Source organism: Enterococcus sp. DIV0213h (assembly GCF_051711285.1).
In the GTDB taxonomy this organism is placed as follows: Bacteria; Bacillota; Bacilli; order Lactobacillales; family Enterococcaceae; genus Enterococcus_D; species Enterococcus_D casseliflavus.
The window spans coordinates 1,335,286-1,352,660 of the sequence record NZ_JBIOMH010000001.1; the positions used below are offsets into that span (position 1 = coordinate 1,335,286).

A 17,375-nucleotide genomic window follows, 5' to 3' on the forward strand; every position below is an offset into this window, starting at 1 on the left:
TTTTCGTTTATTGAAGTACTTCTAACATCACATCTCGTTGGTCATCGCTGACATTTCCCGCATAGTTCGGTGTGATCAAAGATAGACCACCCTCCTTATTTGTAAATAGGTACAGGTTGTGGCTAAAATCAGGATTTCCATTGGAAGTGATCCCTTTTGCAAAGGTCAATTGAGTGTTCACTTTTACGGTGCGAATCCCATTGTCATTTGCTGAAAAGATGCGAATCTCTTTGGTTGCGATCGTATCGACTTGTGCTTCATAGCTTGCGCTGTCGTCGATCGAAATGATCAATGGGCTCGTATTTTGAATCGTGACAGCATCTGGTACATTGACGCCATGGAAATAAAACGTCAGTGAAGGGCCATATTGGGAAAGATCAACGGCATATGGAAACTCGTTGGTGGATACTGAGCTTGCTGTCGTTTGCGTTGCGTCAGAGTGGTCCGTCGATTGCTGGCTTGAGGTTGAAGTTTCTGAAGTAGAGGTTGACGCTAAGGAGCTGCTTTCAGTCGTTTGCATCGTCGTACTTTGTTTGCTTACAGTAGACACATGACTTTGGCTTAGCTCGCTGGTTGATTGCGCGGTATCTTTTTCGTTGTTACAGCCTGTCAAAAGCCCCAAACTGACCAGCGTCAGTGTCCCAATCAAAGAAATTGTTTTTTTCATCGTTTGTTTCATCCTTTCCTTAGAATACTAAAACATCTAAAAAAAACAAATTATTGTGTGAAAATGCACAATTTTGCTGATATAGTGTTTAAATATTCTTTGGTGTTAAAGATATTGTAGTCCAGAACACTGAAAAAGAATAGGAAGATTTTGCTGAATTTTTCGTCAATTCTATCATAAAACATTCATGAACGCCCGCAGTAGCTGGCTAATTTTGCATAATAAAGTGTTAGCCTTTTCTGGCGACTTGCGTAACGCAGGGATCTAGATTAAAATACCTTGGTATAGAAGAATGGGTGGTGAAGAGGATGGAAAAAGAACGGATGGGGCAATGGTTAGCCTTTACGAATCAGCATCAAGCGATCGAAGCTCGTTTGGAGCAAGCCCTCAAAGCAGAAAGCAATCTGTCTTTGAATGAGTATTACGTGCTTTATTACTTAGAAAAGACCCCCAATCATAGCATGCGCCTCAATGATTTGATCGCCCATTTTGATCTGAGTCAAAGTGCGATGTCACGTATGATCATGCGCATGGAAGACAAGCTGTGCGGTGTGATCGAACGGCATTCTTGTCAAGATGATAAGCGGGGGATCTATATTGATTTGACCCAATCAGGGGAAAAGAAACTGCAGCGTTCAAAAGTCGTTTTTGAAAAAGTCTTGGAGGAAATGCTAGACTAATGATGTTTTTCACTTGTTTTCTCCTTGATTCTTTTGTAATATAGATGCATGTGCATGTATATTTTGATAAAGGGAAAAAAGATGCACCGATTTGCTTTAAGGATCTCCTTGAAAAACTAAGCCAGTCAGATCCACAAAGCGAAATGAATCCAATGGAAAAGGTGGGAAACCCATGCGAAATGTAACAGACAAAGCAACATTTAAGGGCGGATTGCAGTTGAAAAATCGAATCATTATGGCACCAATGACGACCAAGATGTCCTTCTTTGATGGGGTGATTACGAAAGATGAGTTGGCTTACTATGGCTTACGCTCTGGGGAAGTCGGAGCAGTCATCACAGCGGCAGCCAATGTCCAAGAAGATGGCAAGGGCTGGGAAGGGGAATTAGGCGCTTACGACGATGCCTTTTTACCTGGATTAAGTAAATTAGCCAGCACCATCAAAAACAATGGGACCAAAGCTATTTTACAGATTTTTCATGCCGGTCGGATGACGGATGACTCGGTCCTACGAGGAACACAACCGATTTCTGCTAGCGCAGTTGCTGCCGAACGACCAAATGCCCAGGTTCCCCGAGAAGTCACAGTAGATGAGATTTTAACGATTATTGAAAACTTTAAAAAAGCTACCGAACGGGCGATCAAGGCGGGGTTTGATGGCGTAGAACTCCACGGAGCCAATACGTATTTGATCCAACAATTCTTTTCTCCGCACTCAAATCGTCGAGCCGATGAATGGGGTGGCTCACTAGAGAACCGTTATCGTTTTATTGAGAAGCTCGTCGATGAAGTATTGGAAACAGTGGACCAATCAGGTGTGAAGGAGTTTATCGTCGGTTATCGTTTTTCACCGGAAGAATTCGAAGAACCAGGGATTCGCTTTGAAGATACGTTGTTCTTAGTGGACCAACTGGCAGAAAAAGGATTAGACTATCTGCACATCTCCCTTGCGGATTATACCCGCAAATCGATTTCAAAAGCGTACCAAGCAAAATCGATGTTGGCGTATGTCTATGAAAAAATCGCTCAGCGGGTTCCTTTGATTGGTGTAGGGGATGTCCGAACATCGAAAGATGCCGCGGGCTTGCTAGAACATGCAGACTTTGTATCAGTGGGCCGGGCATTGTTGATCGATCCTCATTGGGGACAAAAAGTCTTAGACGGTCAAGATGAGTTGATCCGCACCACGGTTTCTACTTACGAACGTGAGGAACTCGTATTACAAAACGGCGTTTGGGGTTTTATGGAAAACATGATGCCAGATCGCCTAAATGAAGAAAAATAAGTAGACAACCACCTTTGCCTTGGGCGAAGGTGGTTTTTTGGTAAAACGAGAGGAACGATCCAATTATTTTCAATTATGAACATCATTTTTTATAATTGGTGTAATGGTAAGCGCTTACTTTATTTTTATGCTATCGGGGGATGAGGAGAGAATCATATTGGAGGGAGAAAAATGAAAAAAAGTAGCTTGTTCTTGCTAGTAATTGTCACAGGGGTGTTGTTCGCTGGTTGTGGAGGAAATCAAGAAACAGCAGATTCACAAGATTTTGCCAGTACAGATGAGAATACGCTAACTGTTTGGGCTTGGGACACAAATTTTAATATTCCAATTATGGAAAAAGCCGGGGAATATTACAATGCGGACAATGACGCAATCGACCTTAATGTCGTCGAGATGTCCAACGAGGATACCAAGCAAAAAATGGTTTCATCCTTTACTTCAGGGGTCTCCGAAGGTTTGCCAGACATCGTTTTGATGGATGACTATGATGTGCAGAACTATTTGCTGAACTACGAAGGGAAATTTGCAGAATTATCGGAAGACATTGACTTTGACCAATTTGCTCCTTACAAAGTAACGAATGCGACCTATCAAGAAGGCGTTTATGCGGTTCCTTTTGATTCAGGTTCTGCTGGACTCTACTACCGCAAAGATTATTTAAGTGAAGCGGGGATTGATGAAAGTGAACTTACCAATCTAACCTGGTCTAAATTTGTGGAGATTGGTGAGACAGTCAAAGAAAAAACGGGGAAATGGTTCGTCGCGTTTATTCCAAATCGCGGCACTCATTATATCCAGATGGCGATGCAGTCAGCCGGATTATGGTATTTTGATGAAGACGGAAACATATTCTTGAAAGACAATCCTGCTATTCGTGAAATGCTGCCGATTCTGAAGACGATCGAAGAAAAAGAGTTGGCAAAACCAGTAGATTATTTTGCGCCAGAAGGGATCGGTGCAGTGACGAGTGGAGAAGTGGCAGCAGTCAATTCAGCCATCTGGTTTTCAGCGACGATCCGATCCGCAGAAGATCAAAAAGGAAAATGGGGCTATACGAATCTTCCTCAATTAGAGACAGTGTCTGGAGCGACACCTTACTCGAACTTGGGTGGTTCTAGCTGGTTGGTGCTCAATGACTCACCAAATAAAGCGTTGGCCATTGATTTTCTTAAACAAGAATTTGCTGGGAATGATGAATTCTATCAAGAGATTTTAGTAGAAAATGGGGCAGTGGGGACTTACCTACCCTCACAAGAAGGAGAAGCTTATCAATATGAAGATCCTTTCTTTAATGACGCCCCAATCTATAAAGATTTCTCTAGTTGGATGGCGGACATCCCCGCCGTTGATTACGGGGTAAATACCCAAGCGGCAGTGGATGCCTTGCGTGGGGGAATGCAAAGCTATTTTGATGGTGCCATGTCCTTAGAGGATATGTTGACGGAAGCAGAAAACACCTACAAGATGCAAGTCGGCGAATAGCCGACTTGTGTTGCTTAAGGAGTGATGAATATGCAAAATACGATCAGAAAAAAGCGCCCCAAAAACCAACAAGTCTGGGGATTTATTGGCCTTTCTTTAGTATTCAGTAGTGTCTTTTTGCTGTATCCCATCGTCTATTCCTTATACCTTTCCCTGCATCGGATGCAGGGACTGCAATCGGTTTTTATCGGCTTCGGCAATTACCTGCGCATGCTGCAGGATACGATTTTTCAAAAAGCTTTACTCAATAATTTTATCTTTCTGATCTTTCAAGTACCGATCATGGTGTTGTTGGGTCTTCTGCTAGCGTTTGTTTTGAACACGCCGAAGCTTGTAGGACGCTCCTTCTTTAAATTAGCGTTGTTTCTACCCTGTGTCACCTCGCTGGTTTCCTATGCAGTTTTATTTAAAATGATGTTTCAAATTGGCGGGATCGTTAATCAAGGGCTACTGAACATTGGCTTGATCACGCAACCGCTAGATTGGCTAAATAATCCGCTTCTAGCAAAACTGACCGTTATTATTGCCCTGTGCTGGCGTTGGACAGGCTATAACATGATTTTTTATTTGGCAGGATTGCAAAATATCTCGGATGACACTTTAGAAGCTGCTGCGATCGATGGGGCGAATGGGTTTCAAAAGTTCTTTTTCGTAGTGATCCCGCAGCTGAAGCCGGTGATCGTTTTTACAACCATCACCTCCACCATTGGGACGATCCAACTCTTTGATGAAGTGGTGAATCTAACAGGTGGCGGCCCCTCCAATGAGACGTTGACTGTCGCTCAACTGATCTATAATCACTCCTTTGTCTATACGTCAAATTTTGGGTATTCGGCTACGCTGTCGTGGGTCTTAGTGATCATCATCGCTCTTTTATCTGTGATCCAGTTGAAACTCGCGAAAACGAATCAATAAAAGCGATAGAAAGGAGCAGCTATGAAAGTTACTTTAAGTGGATGCATAAAATATGGTTTTTTACTGATCGTCTCGTTTTTTTCGATTTTTCCGTTTTACTGGATGATGGTGGGCTCTACCAATACCGCTAATCAAGTTGCCGAAGGGAAGCTGACTTTTGGGAATCAGCTAGCAAGCAATTTTCAGGTGCTGTTCAGCAATTACGACATCCCATTGATCATGTGGAATTCCATCAAGATTTCATTGATCACCGTCCTCGTCAGTCTACTGGTCACTTCTTTGGCTGCCTTTGGATTTGAGAAGTTTCGAACGCGGGCGAGCGAAGGGATTTATGCGGTTTTTCTGTTATGTATGATGGTGCCGCTGGCAACTTTGGTGATCCCTTTGTTTAAGATGATGGCAGGAATGCAGCTAGTCAATCAGCACGTGGCGGTCATTTTGCCATTGGTCAATAACCTGTTTCTGATTTTCTTTTTTCGCCAGAACTTCAAGTCTTTCCCTGACGGTATTTTAGATGCGAGTCGCATCGAGGGGGCAACAGAGTACACGATATTTTTCCGAATCGTTTTTCCTATGATGCGCTCGACATATGCTGCCGCTGCCATCTACGCCTTTATGAACGCATGGAACAGTTATTTGCTACCCTTGGTCTTTTTGCAAACGGAAAGTCGTCAAACCATGACATTGCTAATTTCCAATTTATCGTCAGCCAGTTACGTACCAAATTATGGCGTTCAAATGCTGGCGATCGTGATTGCAACGATCCCCACGTTGGTATTGTTTTTGTTTATGCAAAAAGGTTTTGTGAAAGGCATGACCGGTTCTTTGAAACTGTAAGTATCAATAACCAGCTTTGCTACTTTTCCATAAGGTTGGGGAAGGCTTGACGTAGGGGATGAAATAGCTTTCCCCAGATAAAAAACAATTGCCTTGAGAGGCATTATTTTAATAAATAGTCAAACAATTCAGAATCATTCATTTTTCTTACAAAAAGATAGCGCAAGTCGAGTTGATTGATAAAAAAACAATCAGTTGTTAGACTTAATTCAGGTTAAAAAAACAAAAAGGGGATGTAATGATGAAAAGAGGATTTAGAAATTATTTAGGTTCAGATGAGCGGGAGGCAGGCTATAATTTGTCTTGGGGGTCTATCTTTGCAGGGGTCGTAACATTTATCGCATTGTTCATGACACTGTCAATGATTGGCTCAGCAATCGGTTTTGGTATGGTGGAACCAACCTCTGATAACCCATTAGATGGTGTCGGGACAGGATTATTGATTTGGACAGTGATTACCTTCGTCTTGGCATTATTCGGTGCTGGTTTTGTTTCTGGTGTTGCTGCTCGACGTGTCGGATTGGTTCATGGTTTCTTAACATGGGCAACAAGTATGATCGTGATGATGGTTATGCTCTCTTACTTAACGATCGGTGCTTTTTCTGTAGTCGGTTCACTTTTAGGAAACGTTGCTTCTGCTGTCGGCAGTGGTGTTGAAACAGTGGCCTCTGGTGCTGGCGATGTCGCTTCAAAAGCCTTCGATGAAATAACAGGAAACATGGAAGACGTCAATACAGATGAATTACAAGCGAACGTCAATGATGTTTTACAAGATACCGATGTTCCTGAATTGCAACCAGACTACTTGCAAAATCAATTGTCTGATGCGACGAACGACATCAAAGATGCCGGCAAAGACATTGCAACCAATCCAAATGATGCTGATAAAATCATTGATGATTTAGCAAGCAAATTACAAGATCGTGCTACAACGATCGGTGATTCAGTGGATGAAGAAGCAATTTCAAATGCGGTCGCTCAAAATACTGATTTAAGCCAACAAGAAGCAGAAGAAGCAACCAATAACATTGTCACTGGTTTGCAAGATGCTTCTGATGAAGCGCAAAAACAAATCGAAAATGCACAACAAAATCTTGAACAAGCCAAACAAGACATTGACCAAGCAGTGGAAGACGCTCGTCAAAAAGCGGAAGAAGCAAGTGATGCAACAGCCAAAGCATCCATTTGGGGCTTTGTGGCAATGGTCTTAGGACTCGTTCTTACGTCAATCGGTGGGTTGGTGGGTGCAAACTTAGTCAAAACTGCTGACCACGAAAATCGTATCTAATTCATCTCTCACAAAGAGAGTTAGTGATCCATAAACCATTGAACAGCGTTCTGCCAAAGACTCAAATGGCAGCAGCGCTGTTTTCTGCTTTTAAACAAGCGGGTAAAAATCCCCATTGACGAGTGATTTTTCTCATGCTACACTGGCTCTGAGGATTGTTACCGCTTTAGGCGGGCTATACCTATTTTTTTGTGTGAAGAAATCTAAAGAAGAATAGGGTCGTTAAAATGAACGTAACAAAAGTGATCAATAACAACATTGTGATTTCTGAGAATGAGGAAAAACAAGAATTGGTCGTCATGGGCAAAGGCTTAGGCTTTAAGAAAAAGCCAGGCGATGTGATCGACGATACCAAGATTGAAAAAGTCTATCTCAGTACACAAGAGTGGAATGTCACAAAACTAACCCAATTACTTTCTTCTATCCCTATCGAACATATTCAAGCAGCGAATGAGATCATCAGTTTTGCAAAAGTTTCCCTTGGGAAAAAATTGAGCGAAAAATTGTTTCTGACGCTGACCGATCATATCAATTATGCTATCGAGCGCTATCAAAATGGCATGGAAATCAAAAATGCCTTGCTATGGGAAATCAAGCGGTTTTATAACCATGAATACCTCATTGGCAAAGAAGCGTTATCGATCATCAAAAATCGCTTGGCGATCGAGCTGCCAGAAGATGAAGCCGGCTTCATTGCATTGCACATCGTCAATGCGGAGTTGGATATGGCGCAGGTCAGTCAAGTATCGGAAATGGCGAAGATCATTCAGCATATCCTAAACATCGTTAAATATCATTTTTCAATGGAGCTTGATGAGTATTCATTGAACTACGAACGCTTTGTGACCCATTTGAAATTTTTTGTCCAGCGCTTATTCAGCGGAACAAAGCTCGATGATGCAGGAACCGGCAGTTTTATTTTTATGTTGAAAGACCGCTATATGAAGGAATATGCGTGTGCGCTGAAAATCAGCGACTACATCAACAAAGAGTTCGGTAGACCGTTAGAAGAAGACGAATTGATCTATTTAACTATACACATCAAACGAATAACAAGTGCTTAGGATTGTTACTGGATTGGCAGGCTATACCTAAATGAACTCCCAAGGGGTTCGTTTAGGTATTTTTTTATGTTTTGACACACGAAAAGCAAACGAAGGACCAAAATAGGAGGAACGACATGAATTACAAAGAGTTAGCAAAAACGATCATCACCAATGTTGGTGGGGAAGAAAATATCCAAAGCTTGACCCATTGTGCGACCCGCTTGCGCTTCAACTTGAAAGATGACAGCAAACCACAAGAAAGTACCTTAAAACATACACCAGGCATCATGGGTGTGGTCAACAAAGGCGGACAGTACCAAGTGATCATCGGCAGTGATGTTGGCAATGTCTACAACGAAATCACTGCCCAAACCAATTTGACTAGTGATCAAGAAACAGAAGAAGACGATCGGGGACGTGTAGCGAAAATTATCGATACGATCACTGGGATCTTCACCCCGATCTTGCCAGCCATCACGGCAGCTGGGATGTTAAAAGCGGTCCTTTCGTTGCTGGTGGTCTTCAATGTCTTGACGGCAGAAAGTCAAAGTTACCAAATTCTAAACTTTATGGCAGATGCTGCGTTCTACTTCTTACCGATTCTACTGGCTGCTTCTTCTGCGCAAAAGTTCAAAGCCAACATGTATCTGGCGATGATGGTGGGTGGAATTTTACTGCATCCCAACTTCATCGGTATGGTGACAGCAGTCAATGAGTCAGGTGGCGGCATCCATTTGTTCGGTTTGCCGATTTCACCAGTGACCTATTCATCATCGGTGATCCCCATCATCTTAAGTGTCTGGTTTATGTCTTACGTTGAACCGATTGCTGATAAGGTCTCACCAAAAGCAATCAAATTCTTTAGCAAACCGTTGCTGACGATCTTCGTCGTAGGGACGGTAGCATTAGTTGCTTTAGGTCCTCTAGGCTATATGATCAGTGAAGCGATTTCCGCAGGGATCCAAGCCTTAGAAACGGTCAGCCCATGGATCGTTCCGTTATTGATCGGTGCCTTCACCCCATTGTTCGTGGCAACGGGTACCCACTATGGATTGGTTCCTATCGGTATCAACAACCGAATGACCACAGGTTATGATACAGTGATCTATCCTGGCATGCTGGCTTCAAACGTCAGTCAGGGAGCTGCAGCTATCGGCGTTGGTTTCAAATCAAAAGATTCTACGATCAAACAATTGGCATTTTCTGCAGGTCTGACAGGTCTATTCGGCATCACTGAACCAGCGTTGTATGGGGTCAACTTACGGTTTAAAACACCTTTGTATGCAGCAATGATCGGTGGCGGATTTGGGGGGCTGTTTATGGGAATCATGCGTGTCCGCAATTTCTCAGGCGGCTCACCAGGCCTATTGACTTTGCCAAGCTATATCGGCGATGACACCTTACGTCATTTGACCAATGCCTGCATTGGTGCGGCGATCAGTATCGTGGTCACATTTATTGCGACATTATTCTTATACAAAGACCCTGTTACAGAAGAAGCACCTGAAGCAACACTAGCAGACAAAGAGCAAGAACCAACCCATCAAATCAGCGGTGCAGAGATCAAAGCACCTTTAAAAGGGGAACTAAAAAGCCTGCAAGCAGTCAATGACGGCATGTTTTCAGAAGAAATTCTTGGACAAGGGGTAGCGATCGAGCCAACCGTTGGAGAAGTGCTAGCACCAGTCAACGGGACTGTCACAGCAGTCTTTGATTCCAAACATGCCATTGGATTGACCAGTGAGGAAGGCATTGAGCTGCTGATTCACGTGGGGATCGATACAGTGCAATTGAATGGCGAAGGCTATGCCTATCAAGTAGAAAAAGGACAAAAAGTGACAGTTGGCGATCCTTTGATTACGTTTGATATCGAGTTTATCAAAGAAAAAGGTTATCCAGTGATCACGCCGATCGTTATCACCAACAGTGCAGAAGTGGGCGACATTTTGACGGCAAACAGTGGTCCGATTACGTTTGGCGATCAAATCATCAAAGTGATCGGCTAAAAAAGGAGAATAAGACATGGGATTTCCAGAAAACTTTTTATGGGGCGGCGCTACAGCCGCCAATCAATGTGAAGGCGGTTTTGATCAAGGGGGGCGTGGACTTGCCAATGTCGATGTGATTCCGACTGGCAAGGACCGACGAGCAGTCATTACCGGCAAGCGTGAGATGCTTGCCTTTGAAGAAGGGTATTTTTATCCAGCAAAAGAAGCGATTGATATGTACCATCATTTCAAAGAAGATATCGCCTTATTTGCGGAGATGGGCTTTAAAACCTATCGTTTATCGATTGCTTGGTCAAGAATTTTTCCGAAGGGCGACGAAGAAACCCCTAATGAAGAAGGCTTGCGCTTTTATGAAGAACTGTTTTTAGAATGTCGAAAATACCAAATCGAACCTTTGGTGACGATCACGCATTTTGACTGTCCGATCCATCTGATCAAAGAATATGGCGGTTGGCGCAACCGTAAGATGATTGCCTTTTACGAAAACCTTTGTCGGGCGATCTTCACTCGCTACAAAGGATTGGTGAAGTACTGGCTGACCTTTAACGAAATCAATATGATCTTGCATGCCCCGTTTCTCGGTGCAGGGCTGACCTTTGCTGAAGGCGAAAATGAAGAACAAATCAAATACCAAGCTGCTCATCACGAGTTAGTCGCTAGTGCGTTGGCAACAAAAATCGCCCACGAGATCGATCCAGAAAACAAAGTAGGCTGTATGCTGGCAGCGGCTAGTTATTATCCTTACAGCTGCAATCCGAAAGATGTCTGGGAAAGCAAAAAAAGCGATCGCGGCAACTATTTCTTTATCGATGTGCAATCGCGAGGAGAATATCCAAATTATGGTTTGAAGATGCTAGCGGAAAAAGGAATCACTTTGGATCAAACCGCCGAAGATACGGCTTTATTAAAAGCACATACCGTCGATTTTATTTCCTTTTCTTACTATGCCTCTCGGGTCGCTGCTTCAGAAGATTCCGGTGTTGAAAAAACGGAAGGCAACTTGTTCCCGACCATTAAAAACCCGTATTTAGAAGCGTCGGAATGGGGCTGGCAGATTGATCCGCTTGGTTTGCGGATCACGATGAATGATCTTTATGATCGTTACCAAAAACCGCTTTTCATCGTCGAAAATGGTCTAGGAGCGGTGGATACACCAAACGAAGATGGAAAAATCAATGATGTGTATCGCATCGAGTATTTACGTGCGCACATCGCTGCGATGAAAGAAGCCATTGACCAAGACGGTGTGGAACTGTTGGGCTATACTTCATGGGGCTGTATCGATTTGGTTTCTGCAGGAACCGGAGAAATGAAGAAACGCTATGGCTATATCTATGTCGATCGCGACAATGAAGGCAATGGCACATTAGCCCGCAGCAAAAAACAATCCTTTTATTGGTACAAAAAAGTGATTGCCTCAAATGGGGAAGATTTGGCTTAAGCCAGTTAACTAACGATTATCATTAAGGAAAGAAACGCCAGCGGAACAGAACTGCTCATGGAAGCAGTCTGGTTCTGTTGGCGTTTTTCTTATTTAATGAAAGAAATTATGCTGCTTCCTCCCGCTGGATCGGCAGCAGCAAGCGAACGGTGGTTCCTTCGTTGATGCGTGATTCTACAGTCAATCCGTATTTTTCCCCATAGAGCAGCTTGATACGCTGATCAATATTGTCTAAGCCAATACCCGAATAGTGTTCAAAATGGTTGGCGGTGCTGGTTGGGTGCTCTTCATTGAACCCGATGCCCGTATCGATGATCTCAATTTTCAGGCCTTCCTTACTGACGCGAGAAAAAATCTGGATCAATCCTGAATCCTCTTCGGGAAAGGCATGCAGGTAGGCATTTTCGATAATCGGTTGCAAAATCATCTTCGGTACGAGAATATCTTCGCAGCCATCTTCTGAAAAAATCGTTGACTGGATGCGATTGCCGTAACGTACGTTCATTAACACAAGGTATTCTTCCACGATCGCTAGCTCATCCTTTAAGGGGACGATCTCTTTGCGGTTAAAGGTGTGCCGCAACAATTGGACAAAGCTTTCAATCGCTTGAGTGGCGGCTTCTTGTTCGTTTTGCCAGATCAAAAACTTGATGGCCGTCAATGTGTTGTAGACAAAATGCGGTCGGATCTGCATTTGCAACGAGCGGATCTCGAACTTGCGTTTTTCGGCTTCTGTAACCATTAAATGATCGACATAAGATTCCAAGTCCTCTAGCATCAAGTTATACGCACGCCCCAATTCTCGCGTTTCGTACGTCCCGTTGATGGTAACCTTGTCGCTGAAATCGCCTTGTGTGACCGCAGGCAGCTTGTCAATCAGCTGATAAATCGGTTGGGTGATATTGCGGATGATCCAAAATGCCAGCAGACTAAAGAGTAAAATACTGACGACAGAAATCAAAAGAGCTGGCTTGATCAGATTCATATTGCGTACTAGATGCGATTCATCCAAAACATCGTAAAAAGTAAAATGATACGAATAAAGGGGCAGCTGATTGATGCTAGTATCTCTTTTGACCGTGACGAGACGATCTTCAAACGGCTTGCCTAAAAGGCTCGGATCAGAAGTGGAAAGAATTTGATTTTGCTCATTGACGATATAGATCGAGTGGAGACTGGTATCTAAGAGTTGACGATAGATCGAAGAAAAATCGGATTCTTTTAAGAAAATCAGGGCATAGCCGAAAATCGTTTCTTCTTTCATTAATTTGCGCACGTACATCAAGCCAGGGGAGTCGCTGGTGGAGGTACTTAAGCCTTGGTCCAAGAAATAATATTGACTGATGGCGTCATTGTCATTGATCTGCTGGATAAAGGCACTGGCGAGAAAATCATCTACTGATTGATTGCGAACCGCATCGTTTTGAAAGAAAGTGCCCCCGTTGACCCCAATCAACACCAAATTCGAGGGGATGTCTTGAAACAAAGAGCGGGTGTCTTTTAATTGCTCGTTTAATTCTAAAATCGTACGGCCTTGATTCATGTCGCCTTCTAAGTATGTTTCAACGGCTTTGCTTTCATCGACGATATCAAAAATTCGATGGATATTCTCGTTCAGACGCTCATAATCTTCTTGGATTTTTTCCAGTAGCAGCTGATTGGAACTCTGGTACGAAGCAACATAGGCATCTTTCGAGCGACCATAGATCACGACGACAGTTAGCAGACAAACACTAATGACCCCGACGACAACAAAGAGGAAGATCCGACTGAATAATTCATTTTTCTGAATCCATTGGTTGATTTTCATAATTGATTCAACCGCCGATACTTCGATGGGGTGACATGACATTCTTTCTTGAAGATGCGAGAAAAATAGCTGATATCCGAATACCCGACCGCTTCACTGATTTCAGATAGATTCAGATCAGATTGTGTCAGTAGTTCTTTGGCTTTATCCAAGCGGGTTTTCTTTACATACTCAGAAAAGCTCATTTTCAGTTTCGCAGAAAGAAAAGCCGAAAGATAGGTGTAACTAAAATGAAAGGTTTCAGCCAGTTCAGACAAAGACAGACTTTTGGTGTAGTTGTCTTGAATGAAGCGCTGGATCGCAACGAGTAGATCATCTTCATCCAGCGGTGATAAGGTCGTCAGCTGTTGACGAATATCATCAATGGTCGCCAACAACAAATCAGAAAAATCTTCCAAATACTGCACGTGACCGATGGCATGCAAAAATTCGGCTTTTAAGCGGCTAAAGCGTGGAGCAGTGGGAAATTCTTCTTCCAAGCGGGACAGTAACGTGTAAAAAATACTGCTGGCCTGCTGTTTTAAGAATGTCGGATCGACATTGGATAAGATCATGTCATTAAAATATTCCTCGATTCTGGTGATTCCTAACAAAAAGTTGTTGTCTAACAAAGCCCGTAAGAACTTCTTCGTATCAAAGCGATCACTTTCGATGTACAAAAAGAGTTCTTGTTCTGGCACCAACCGTTGTCGTTTATAAAAAAACGATTGTCCTTGGCTTTTGGCTTTAAGGGTCACAAAATGGTCCCGCAACTGTTCAATCTTTTGAAAGGGCACACTGAGAGTAAAGAAGGCGTCTGGCTCGGTAAAACGCAATTGTTCCAACGTTTCTTTCAAAGAGGAATAAACATCCGTTCCTTCAGGATAACTGATCACTAAGCCGGCATCTTTGTTACTGGTTTGAAAAAAGAGCGTTTTTACCTGCGGTTGTGATTGAGTAAATTCCGTTAATGCATGCAGCAGCTGATCATTGGCACGAAAGCCGCTAAAATTGGTGGTCAAAATTTGGGCTTGCTGTTGCGACTGATCTAATGCAAGGTAGTCCGCCAAAGGAGCCAACGGTTCTTCATATCCTGCTAAATAGCGATTCAACGATTCTTGCAGCTGCGTCTCCTCAGTCACGGAGCCTTTCGTATGTGACAGCTTTTGTGAGATGTTGTGCAGCGTCTTCAACAAGAGTGTCGGTGTCAGTGTCGGTTTTAAAAGATAATCTACGGCACCATTTCTAAAAGACTGACTGACGTATTGGAAATCATCGTAGCTGCTCAAGACCAAAAAATGGACTTCTGGATATTGTTGTTGAATGATCGTTGTGAGTTGAAGACCGTCCATTTGTGGCATTTTCAAATCCGTGATCACGATGTCGGGATTCAGTTCATGGATCAGCGCCAATGCTTCTTGCCCGTTCGCTGCATCGCCTAAGAGACGGAACCCTTCTTGCTCCCAACGTATCATATGTTTCAATCCATCTCGGATCGTCGCCTCATCATCAACGACTAAGACCGTGCGTAAAATAGTCATGGTATCCCCCCTATATCTCTTCTTTATTATAAACGCTTTCAAAAAAGAAAGGTATTGTAACTTTTTTCTATTTTTGGACAAATTTAGTAAGCTCTTTCATAATCGTTGAATACGGTTACAAAACCAGTGTATAGTTAGCCATGTAAATAAAAGGAAAGAGGGATAAAAATGAAAAAACTATTTGCATCGATGGTAACGGCGGCTGCAGTGCTGACTTTGGCGGCTTGCGGAAACAGCAACACAAGCTCAGGGGATTCTGGTGAGTCCTCAAACAAAGTCACGGTCTGGGCATGGGATGAGACCTTCAACATCAAGGCAGTCAATGAAGCCAAAAAAGTATATGAAAATCAAGATGTCGATGTGGAAGTCGTGACGATGTCACAAGATGATATCGTTCAAAAATTAAATACGAGTCTGGCATCTGGAAATACGGACGGACTACCAAATATCGTTTTGATCGAAGACTACCGCATCCAAGGATACCTTTCTTCTTATCCAGATGCGTTTAGTGCTCTAACGGATATCGTGAATGAGGAGGATTTCTCCAGCTATAAATTTGCGGTCAATAAAGTCGACGATGTCATTTATGGGGTGCCATTTGACAGTGGCGTCGCAGGACTATTTTACCGCACAGACTATTTGATCGATGCAGGCTATGAGCAAGCCGATCTCCAAGATATTACCTGGGATGATTTTATCAGCATCGCCAAAGATGTCAAAGAAAAAACGGGTCACGCTATGATGTCGTTAGACCCAAGCGATCTTGGCTTGGCACGAATCATTATGCAATCGGCAGGCGAATGGTATACCGGTGAAGATGGCTCCACCGTGACCATCAAAGACAATGAATCCTTCAAAGCTGGTCTAACTGTCTTAGCAACATTGTTGAATGAAGGCTTAGTTGAACAAGTTTCTGATTGGGATGGCGGGGTCAATGCCGTTCAATCAGGCAATGTCGCCTCTGCGCCAACTGGTGCGTGGTATTCCAGCACGATTCAAGGCGCGGAAGACCAAAGCGGCAAATGGGCGATCGCTCCAATCCCATCTATCGCTGGCAACAGCAATTCAGTCAATGCTTCTAGCATCGGCGGAGCAGGCTGGTACGTGATCAAAGGGGTTGACGGCGAAGAAAATGCCAAAGACTTTTTAGCCAATACCTTTGCTTCAAACAAAGAATTGATGGGTACATTAGCTACCGAGATCGGTTTGGTTTCAACCATGAATGCTGCAGAAGAAACGGAAGAATATACGTCGGGGCTTGATTTCTATGGCGGTCAAAAAGTCTTCCAAGATTTCTCTCAATGGTCACAAGAAATTCCAGCCGTGAACTACGGCAATCACACCTATGCCATTGAATCTGTCTTGACTGAAAGCTTGCAACGAGTGATCAACGGCGAAGACATTGATAAAGTATTAGAAGAAGCACAATCACAAGTGGAAGCACAAATTGCAAACTAATCGAACAACTTTGCAGAAACTCGTGAGCGATCGCGAGTTTCTGTGTTAAGGGGGAATTACAATGAAAAACAAAACAAAAAATTGGTTTGCAAACGGCAATGCCTTTATTACCTTACCCGTCATTTTGATCACGATGCTGGTCTTTATTCCGATGGTCTCGGCATTGTTCACGTCATTCCAATCAGGACCACCGACAGCGATGACCTTTAACGGTCTTGGCAACTATCAGCGGATGTTGAGCGATTCAACCTTTAAAAAAGCCTTTGGCAATACGTTTTTATACTTATTAGTCCAAGTTCCGATCATGCTCTTTTTGGCGCTGATCGTATCGAACATATTGAATGACAAAAAATTGAAATTTAAAGGGCTATTCCGCACCGCCTTGTTTTTACCCTGTATCACATCCTTGGTTTCTTATTCCTTGATCATGAAAAGTCTCTTTTCGGCAAATGGGTTAGTCAATAACTTTTTGACGCAACTACACCTGATCGATGCACCGATCCAATGGTTGACGGATCCCTTCTGGGCAAAAGTACTGATCATTTTTGCCATCACGTGGCGTTGGACTGGCTACAATATGATCTTTTTCATCTCAGGCATGCAAAATATCGATCCAAGTATTTACGAAGCGGCAGAGATCGATGGTGCCACGAAATGGGATCAATTCTTCAAAATCACGATTCCCAACTTGCGTCCAATCATCTTATTTACCACGATCACCTCAACGATCGGTACGCTGCAATTATTCGATGAAGTTCAAAATATCACTGGCGGTGGACCAGCTAATGCCACGACGACCTTGTCGCAATATATCTACAATTTGAGTTACAAATTCACGCCAAACTTTGGGTACGCAGCTGCGGTCTCCTTTGTTATCGTGATTGCGATCGTGATCTTATCGATCATCCAAACGAAAATAGGAGGAAAAGAAAATTGA

The 17,375-nt window shown here is 43.2% G+C and carries 14 protein-coding genes; 11 read left to right on the forward strand and 3 right to left on the reverse strand.

Features of this window, described 5'->3' with window-relative positions; all coding sequences use genetic code 11:
• Window positions 1–7: 7 nt before the first annotated feature.
• Window positions 8–667, reverse strand: coding sequence for a hypothetical protein (locus tag IGI77_RS06080; RefSeq protein WP_311956810.1), 660 nt, complete (start codon window positions 665–667; stop codon window positions 8–10).
• A 308-nt stretch (window positions 668–975) separates the two neighbouring features.
• Between IGI77_RS06080 and IGI77_RS06085 the strand changes: the two genes are divergently transcribed.
• The 9 genes from IGI77_RS06085 (at window position 976) to IGI77_RS06125 (ending at window position 11,650) form a co-directional block, all read left to right on the forward strand.
• Window positions 976–1,347 (forward strand): MarR family winged helix-turn-helix transcriptional regulator, encoded by a 372-nt coding sequence (locus tag IGI77_RS06085; RefSeq protein ID WP_010747832.1) that lies wholly within the window; start codon window positions 976–978, stop codon window positions 1,345–1,347.
• A gap of 172 nt (window positions 1,348–1,519) precedes the next feature.
• Window positions 1,520–2,632 (forward strand): NADH-dependent flavin oxidoreductase, encoded by a 1,113-nt coding sequence (locus IGI77_RS06090; RefSeq protein WP_438769692.1) that lies wholly within the window; start codon window positions 1,520–1,522, stop codon window positions 2,630–2,632.
• Between the two features lie 171 nt (window positions 2,633–2,803).
• Entirely contained in the window at window positions 2,804–4,114 is a 1,311-nt protein-coding gene (locus tag IGI77_RS06095; protein ID WP_375838479.1) for an ABC transporter substrate-binding protein, read from the forward strand.
• Window positions 4,115–4,144: 30 nt separating this feature from the next.
• On the forward strand, window positions 4,145–5,029 hold the full coding sequence (locus IGI77_RS06100; RefSeq protein ID WP_438769694.1) for a carbohydrate ABC transporter permease: 885 nt from the start codon (window positions 4,145–4,147) through the stop codon (window positions 5,027–5,029).
• 21 nt (window positions 5,030–5,050) lie between these two features.
• Window positions 5,051–5,866, forward strand: coding sequence for a carbohydrate ABC transporter permease (locus IGI77_RS06105; RefSeq protein WP_015509354.1), 816 nt, complete (start codon window positions 5,051–5,053; stop codon window positions 5,864–5,866).
• Window positions 5,867–6,107: 241 nt separating this feature from the next.
• Window positions 6,108–7,154, forward strand: coding sequence for a hypothetical protein (locus IGI77_RS06110; RefSeq protein ID WP_438769695.1), 1,047 nt, complete (start codon window positions 6,108–6,110; stop codon window positions 7,152–7,154).
• Between the two features lie 227 nt (window positions 7,155–7,381).
• The gene (gene licT, locus IGI77_RS06115) at window positions 7,382–8,218 is read left to right on the forward strand and encodes a BglG family transcription antiterminator LicT (protein WP_010747835.1); all 837 of its coding nucleotides are present in this window, start codon (window positions 7,382–7,384) and stop codon (window positions 8,216–8,218) included.
• 116 nt (window positions 8,219–8,334) lie between these two features.
• On the forward strand, window positions 8,335–10,206 hold the full coding sequence (locus IGI77_RS06120) for a beta-glucoside-specific PTS transporter subunit IIABC (protein WP_438769696.1): 1,872 nt from the start codon (window positions 8,335–8,337) through the stop codon (window positions 10,204–10,206).
• A gap of 16 nt (window positions 10,207–10,222) precedes the next feature.
• Window positions 10,223–11,650, forward strand: coding sequence for a 6-phospho-beta-glucosidase (locus IGI77_RS06125; RefSeq protein WP_438769697.1), 1,428 nt, complete (start codon window positions 10,223–10,225; stop codon window positions 11,648–11,650).
• A gap of 106 nt (window positions 11,651–11,756) precedes the next feature.
• Here the strand turns inward: IGI77_RS06125 and IGI77_RS06130 are convergent, their stop codons facing one another.
• Window positions 11,757–13,460, reverse strand: a complete 1,704-nt coding sequence (locus tag IGI77_RS06130) for a sensor histidine kinase (RefSeq protein ID WP_438769698.1) — start codon at window positions 13,458–13,460, stop codon at window positions 11,757–11,759.
• Entirely contained in the window at window positions 13,457–14,980 is a 1,524-nt protein-coding gene (locus IGI77_RS06135; protein WP_438769699.1) for a response regulator transcription factor, read from the reverse strand. Before IGI77_RS06135 ends, IGI77_RS06130 begins: the two co-directional genes overlap by 4 nt.
• Before the next feature lie 168 nt (window positions 14,981–15,148).
• Between IGI77_RS06135 and IGI77_RS06140 the strand changes: the two genes are divergently transcribed.
• Window positions 15,149–16,438 (forward strand): ABC transporter substrate-binding protein, encoded by a 1,290-nt coding sequence (locus IGI77_RS06140; RefSeq protein ID WP_438769700.1) that lies wholly within the window; start codon window positions 15,149–15,151, stop codon window positions 16,436–16,438.
• Between the two features lie 61 nt (window positions 16,439–16,499).
• Window positions 16,500–17,375, forward strand: a complete 876-nt coding sequence (locus tag IGI77_RS06145; protein ID WP_010747841.1) for a carbohydrate ABC transporter permease — start codon at window positions 16,500–16,502, stop codon at window positions 17,373–17,375.

Coding starts and splice junctions, on each gene's coding strand:
- IGI77_RS06080 (WP_311956810.1), bottom strand. CDS start 667: ATGAAAAAAACAATTTCTTTGATTGGGACACTGACGCTGGTCAGTTTG.
- IGI77_RS06085 (WP_010747832.1), top strand. CDS start 976: ATGGAAAAAGAACGGATGGGGCAATGGTTAGCCTTTACGAATCAGCAT.
- IGI77_RS06090 (WP_438769692.1), top strand. CDS start 1,520: ATGCGAAATGTAACAGACAAAGCAACATTTAAGGGCGGATTGCAGTTG.
- IGI77_RS06095 (WP_375838479.1), top strand. CDS start 2,804: ATGAAAAAAAGTAGCTTGTTCTTGCTAGTAATTGTCACAGGGGTGTTG.
- IGI77_RS06100 (WP_438769694.1), top strand. CDS start 4,145: ATGCAAAATACGATCAGAAAAAAGCGCCCCAAAAACCAACAAGTCTGG.
- IGI77_RS06105 (WP_015509354.1), top strand. CDS start 5,051: ATGAAAGTTACTTTAAGTGGATGCATAAAATATGGTTTTTTACTGATC.
- IGI77_RS06110 (WP_438769695.1), top strand. CDS start 6,108: ATGAAAAGAGGATTTAGAAATTATTTAGGTTCAGATGAGCGGGAGGCA.
- licT (WP_010747835.1), top strand. CDS start 7,382: ATGAACGTAACAAAAGTGATCAATAACAACATTGTGATTTCTGAGAAT.
- IGI77_RS06120 (WP_438769696.1), top strand. CDS start 8,335: ATGAATTACAAAGAGTTAGCAAAAACGATCATCACCAATGTTGGTGGG.
- IGI77_RS06125 (WP_438769697.1), top strand. CDS start 10,223: ATGGGATTTCCAGAAAACTTTTTATGGGGCGGCGCTACAGCCGCCAAT.
- IGI77_RS06130 (WP_438769698.1), bottom strand. CDS start 13,460: ATGAAAATCAACCAATGGATTCAGAAAAATGAATTATTCAGTCGGATC.
- IGI77_RS06135 (WP_438769699.1), bottom strand. CDS start 14,980: ATGACTATTTTACGCACGGTCTTAGTCGTTGATGATGAGGCGACGATC.
- IGI77_RS06140 (WP_438769700.1), top strand. CDS start 15,149: ATGAAAAAACTATTTGCATCGATGGTAACGGCGGCTGCAGTGCTGACT.
- IGI77_RS06145 (WP_010747841.1), top strand. CDS start 16,500: ATGAAAAACAAAACAAAAAATTGGTTTGCAAACGGCAATGCCTTTATT.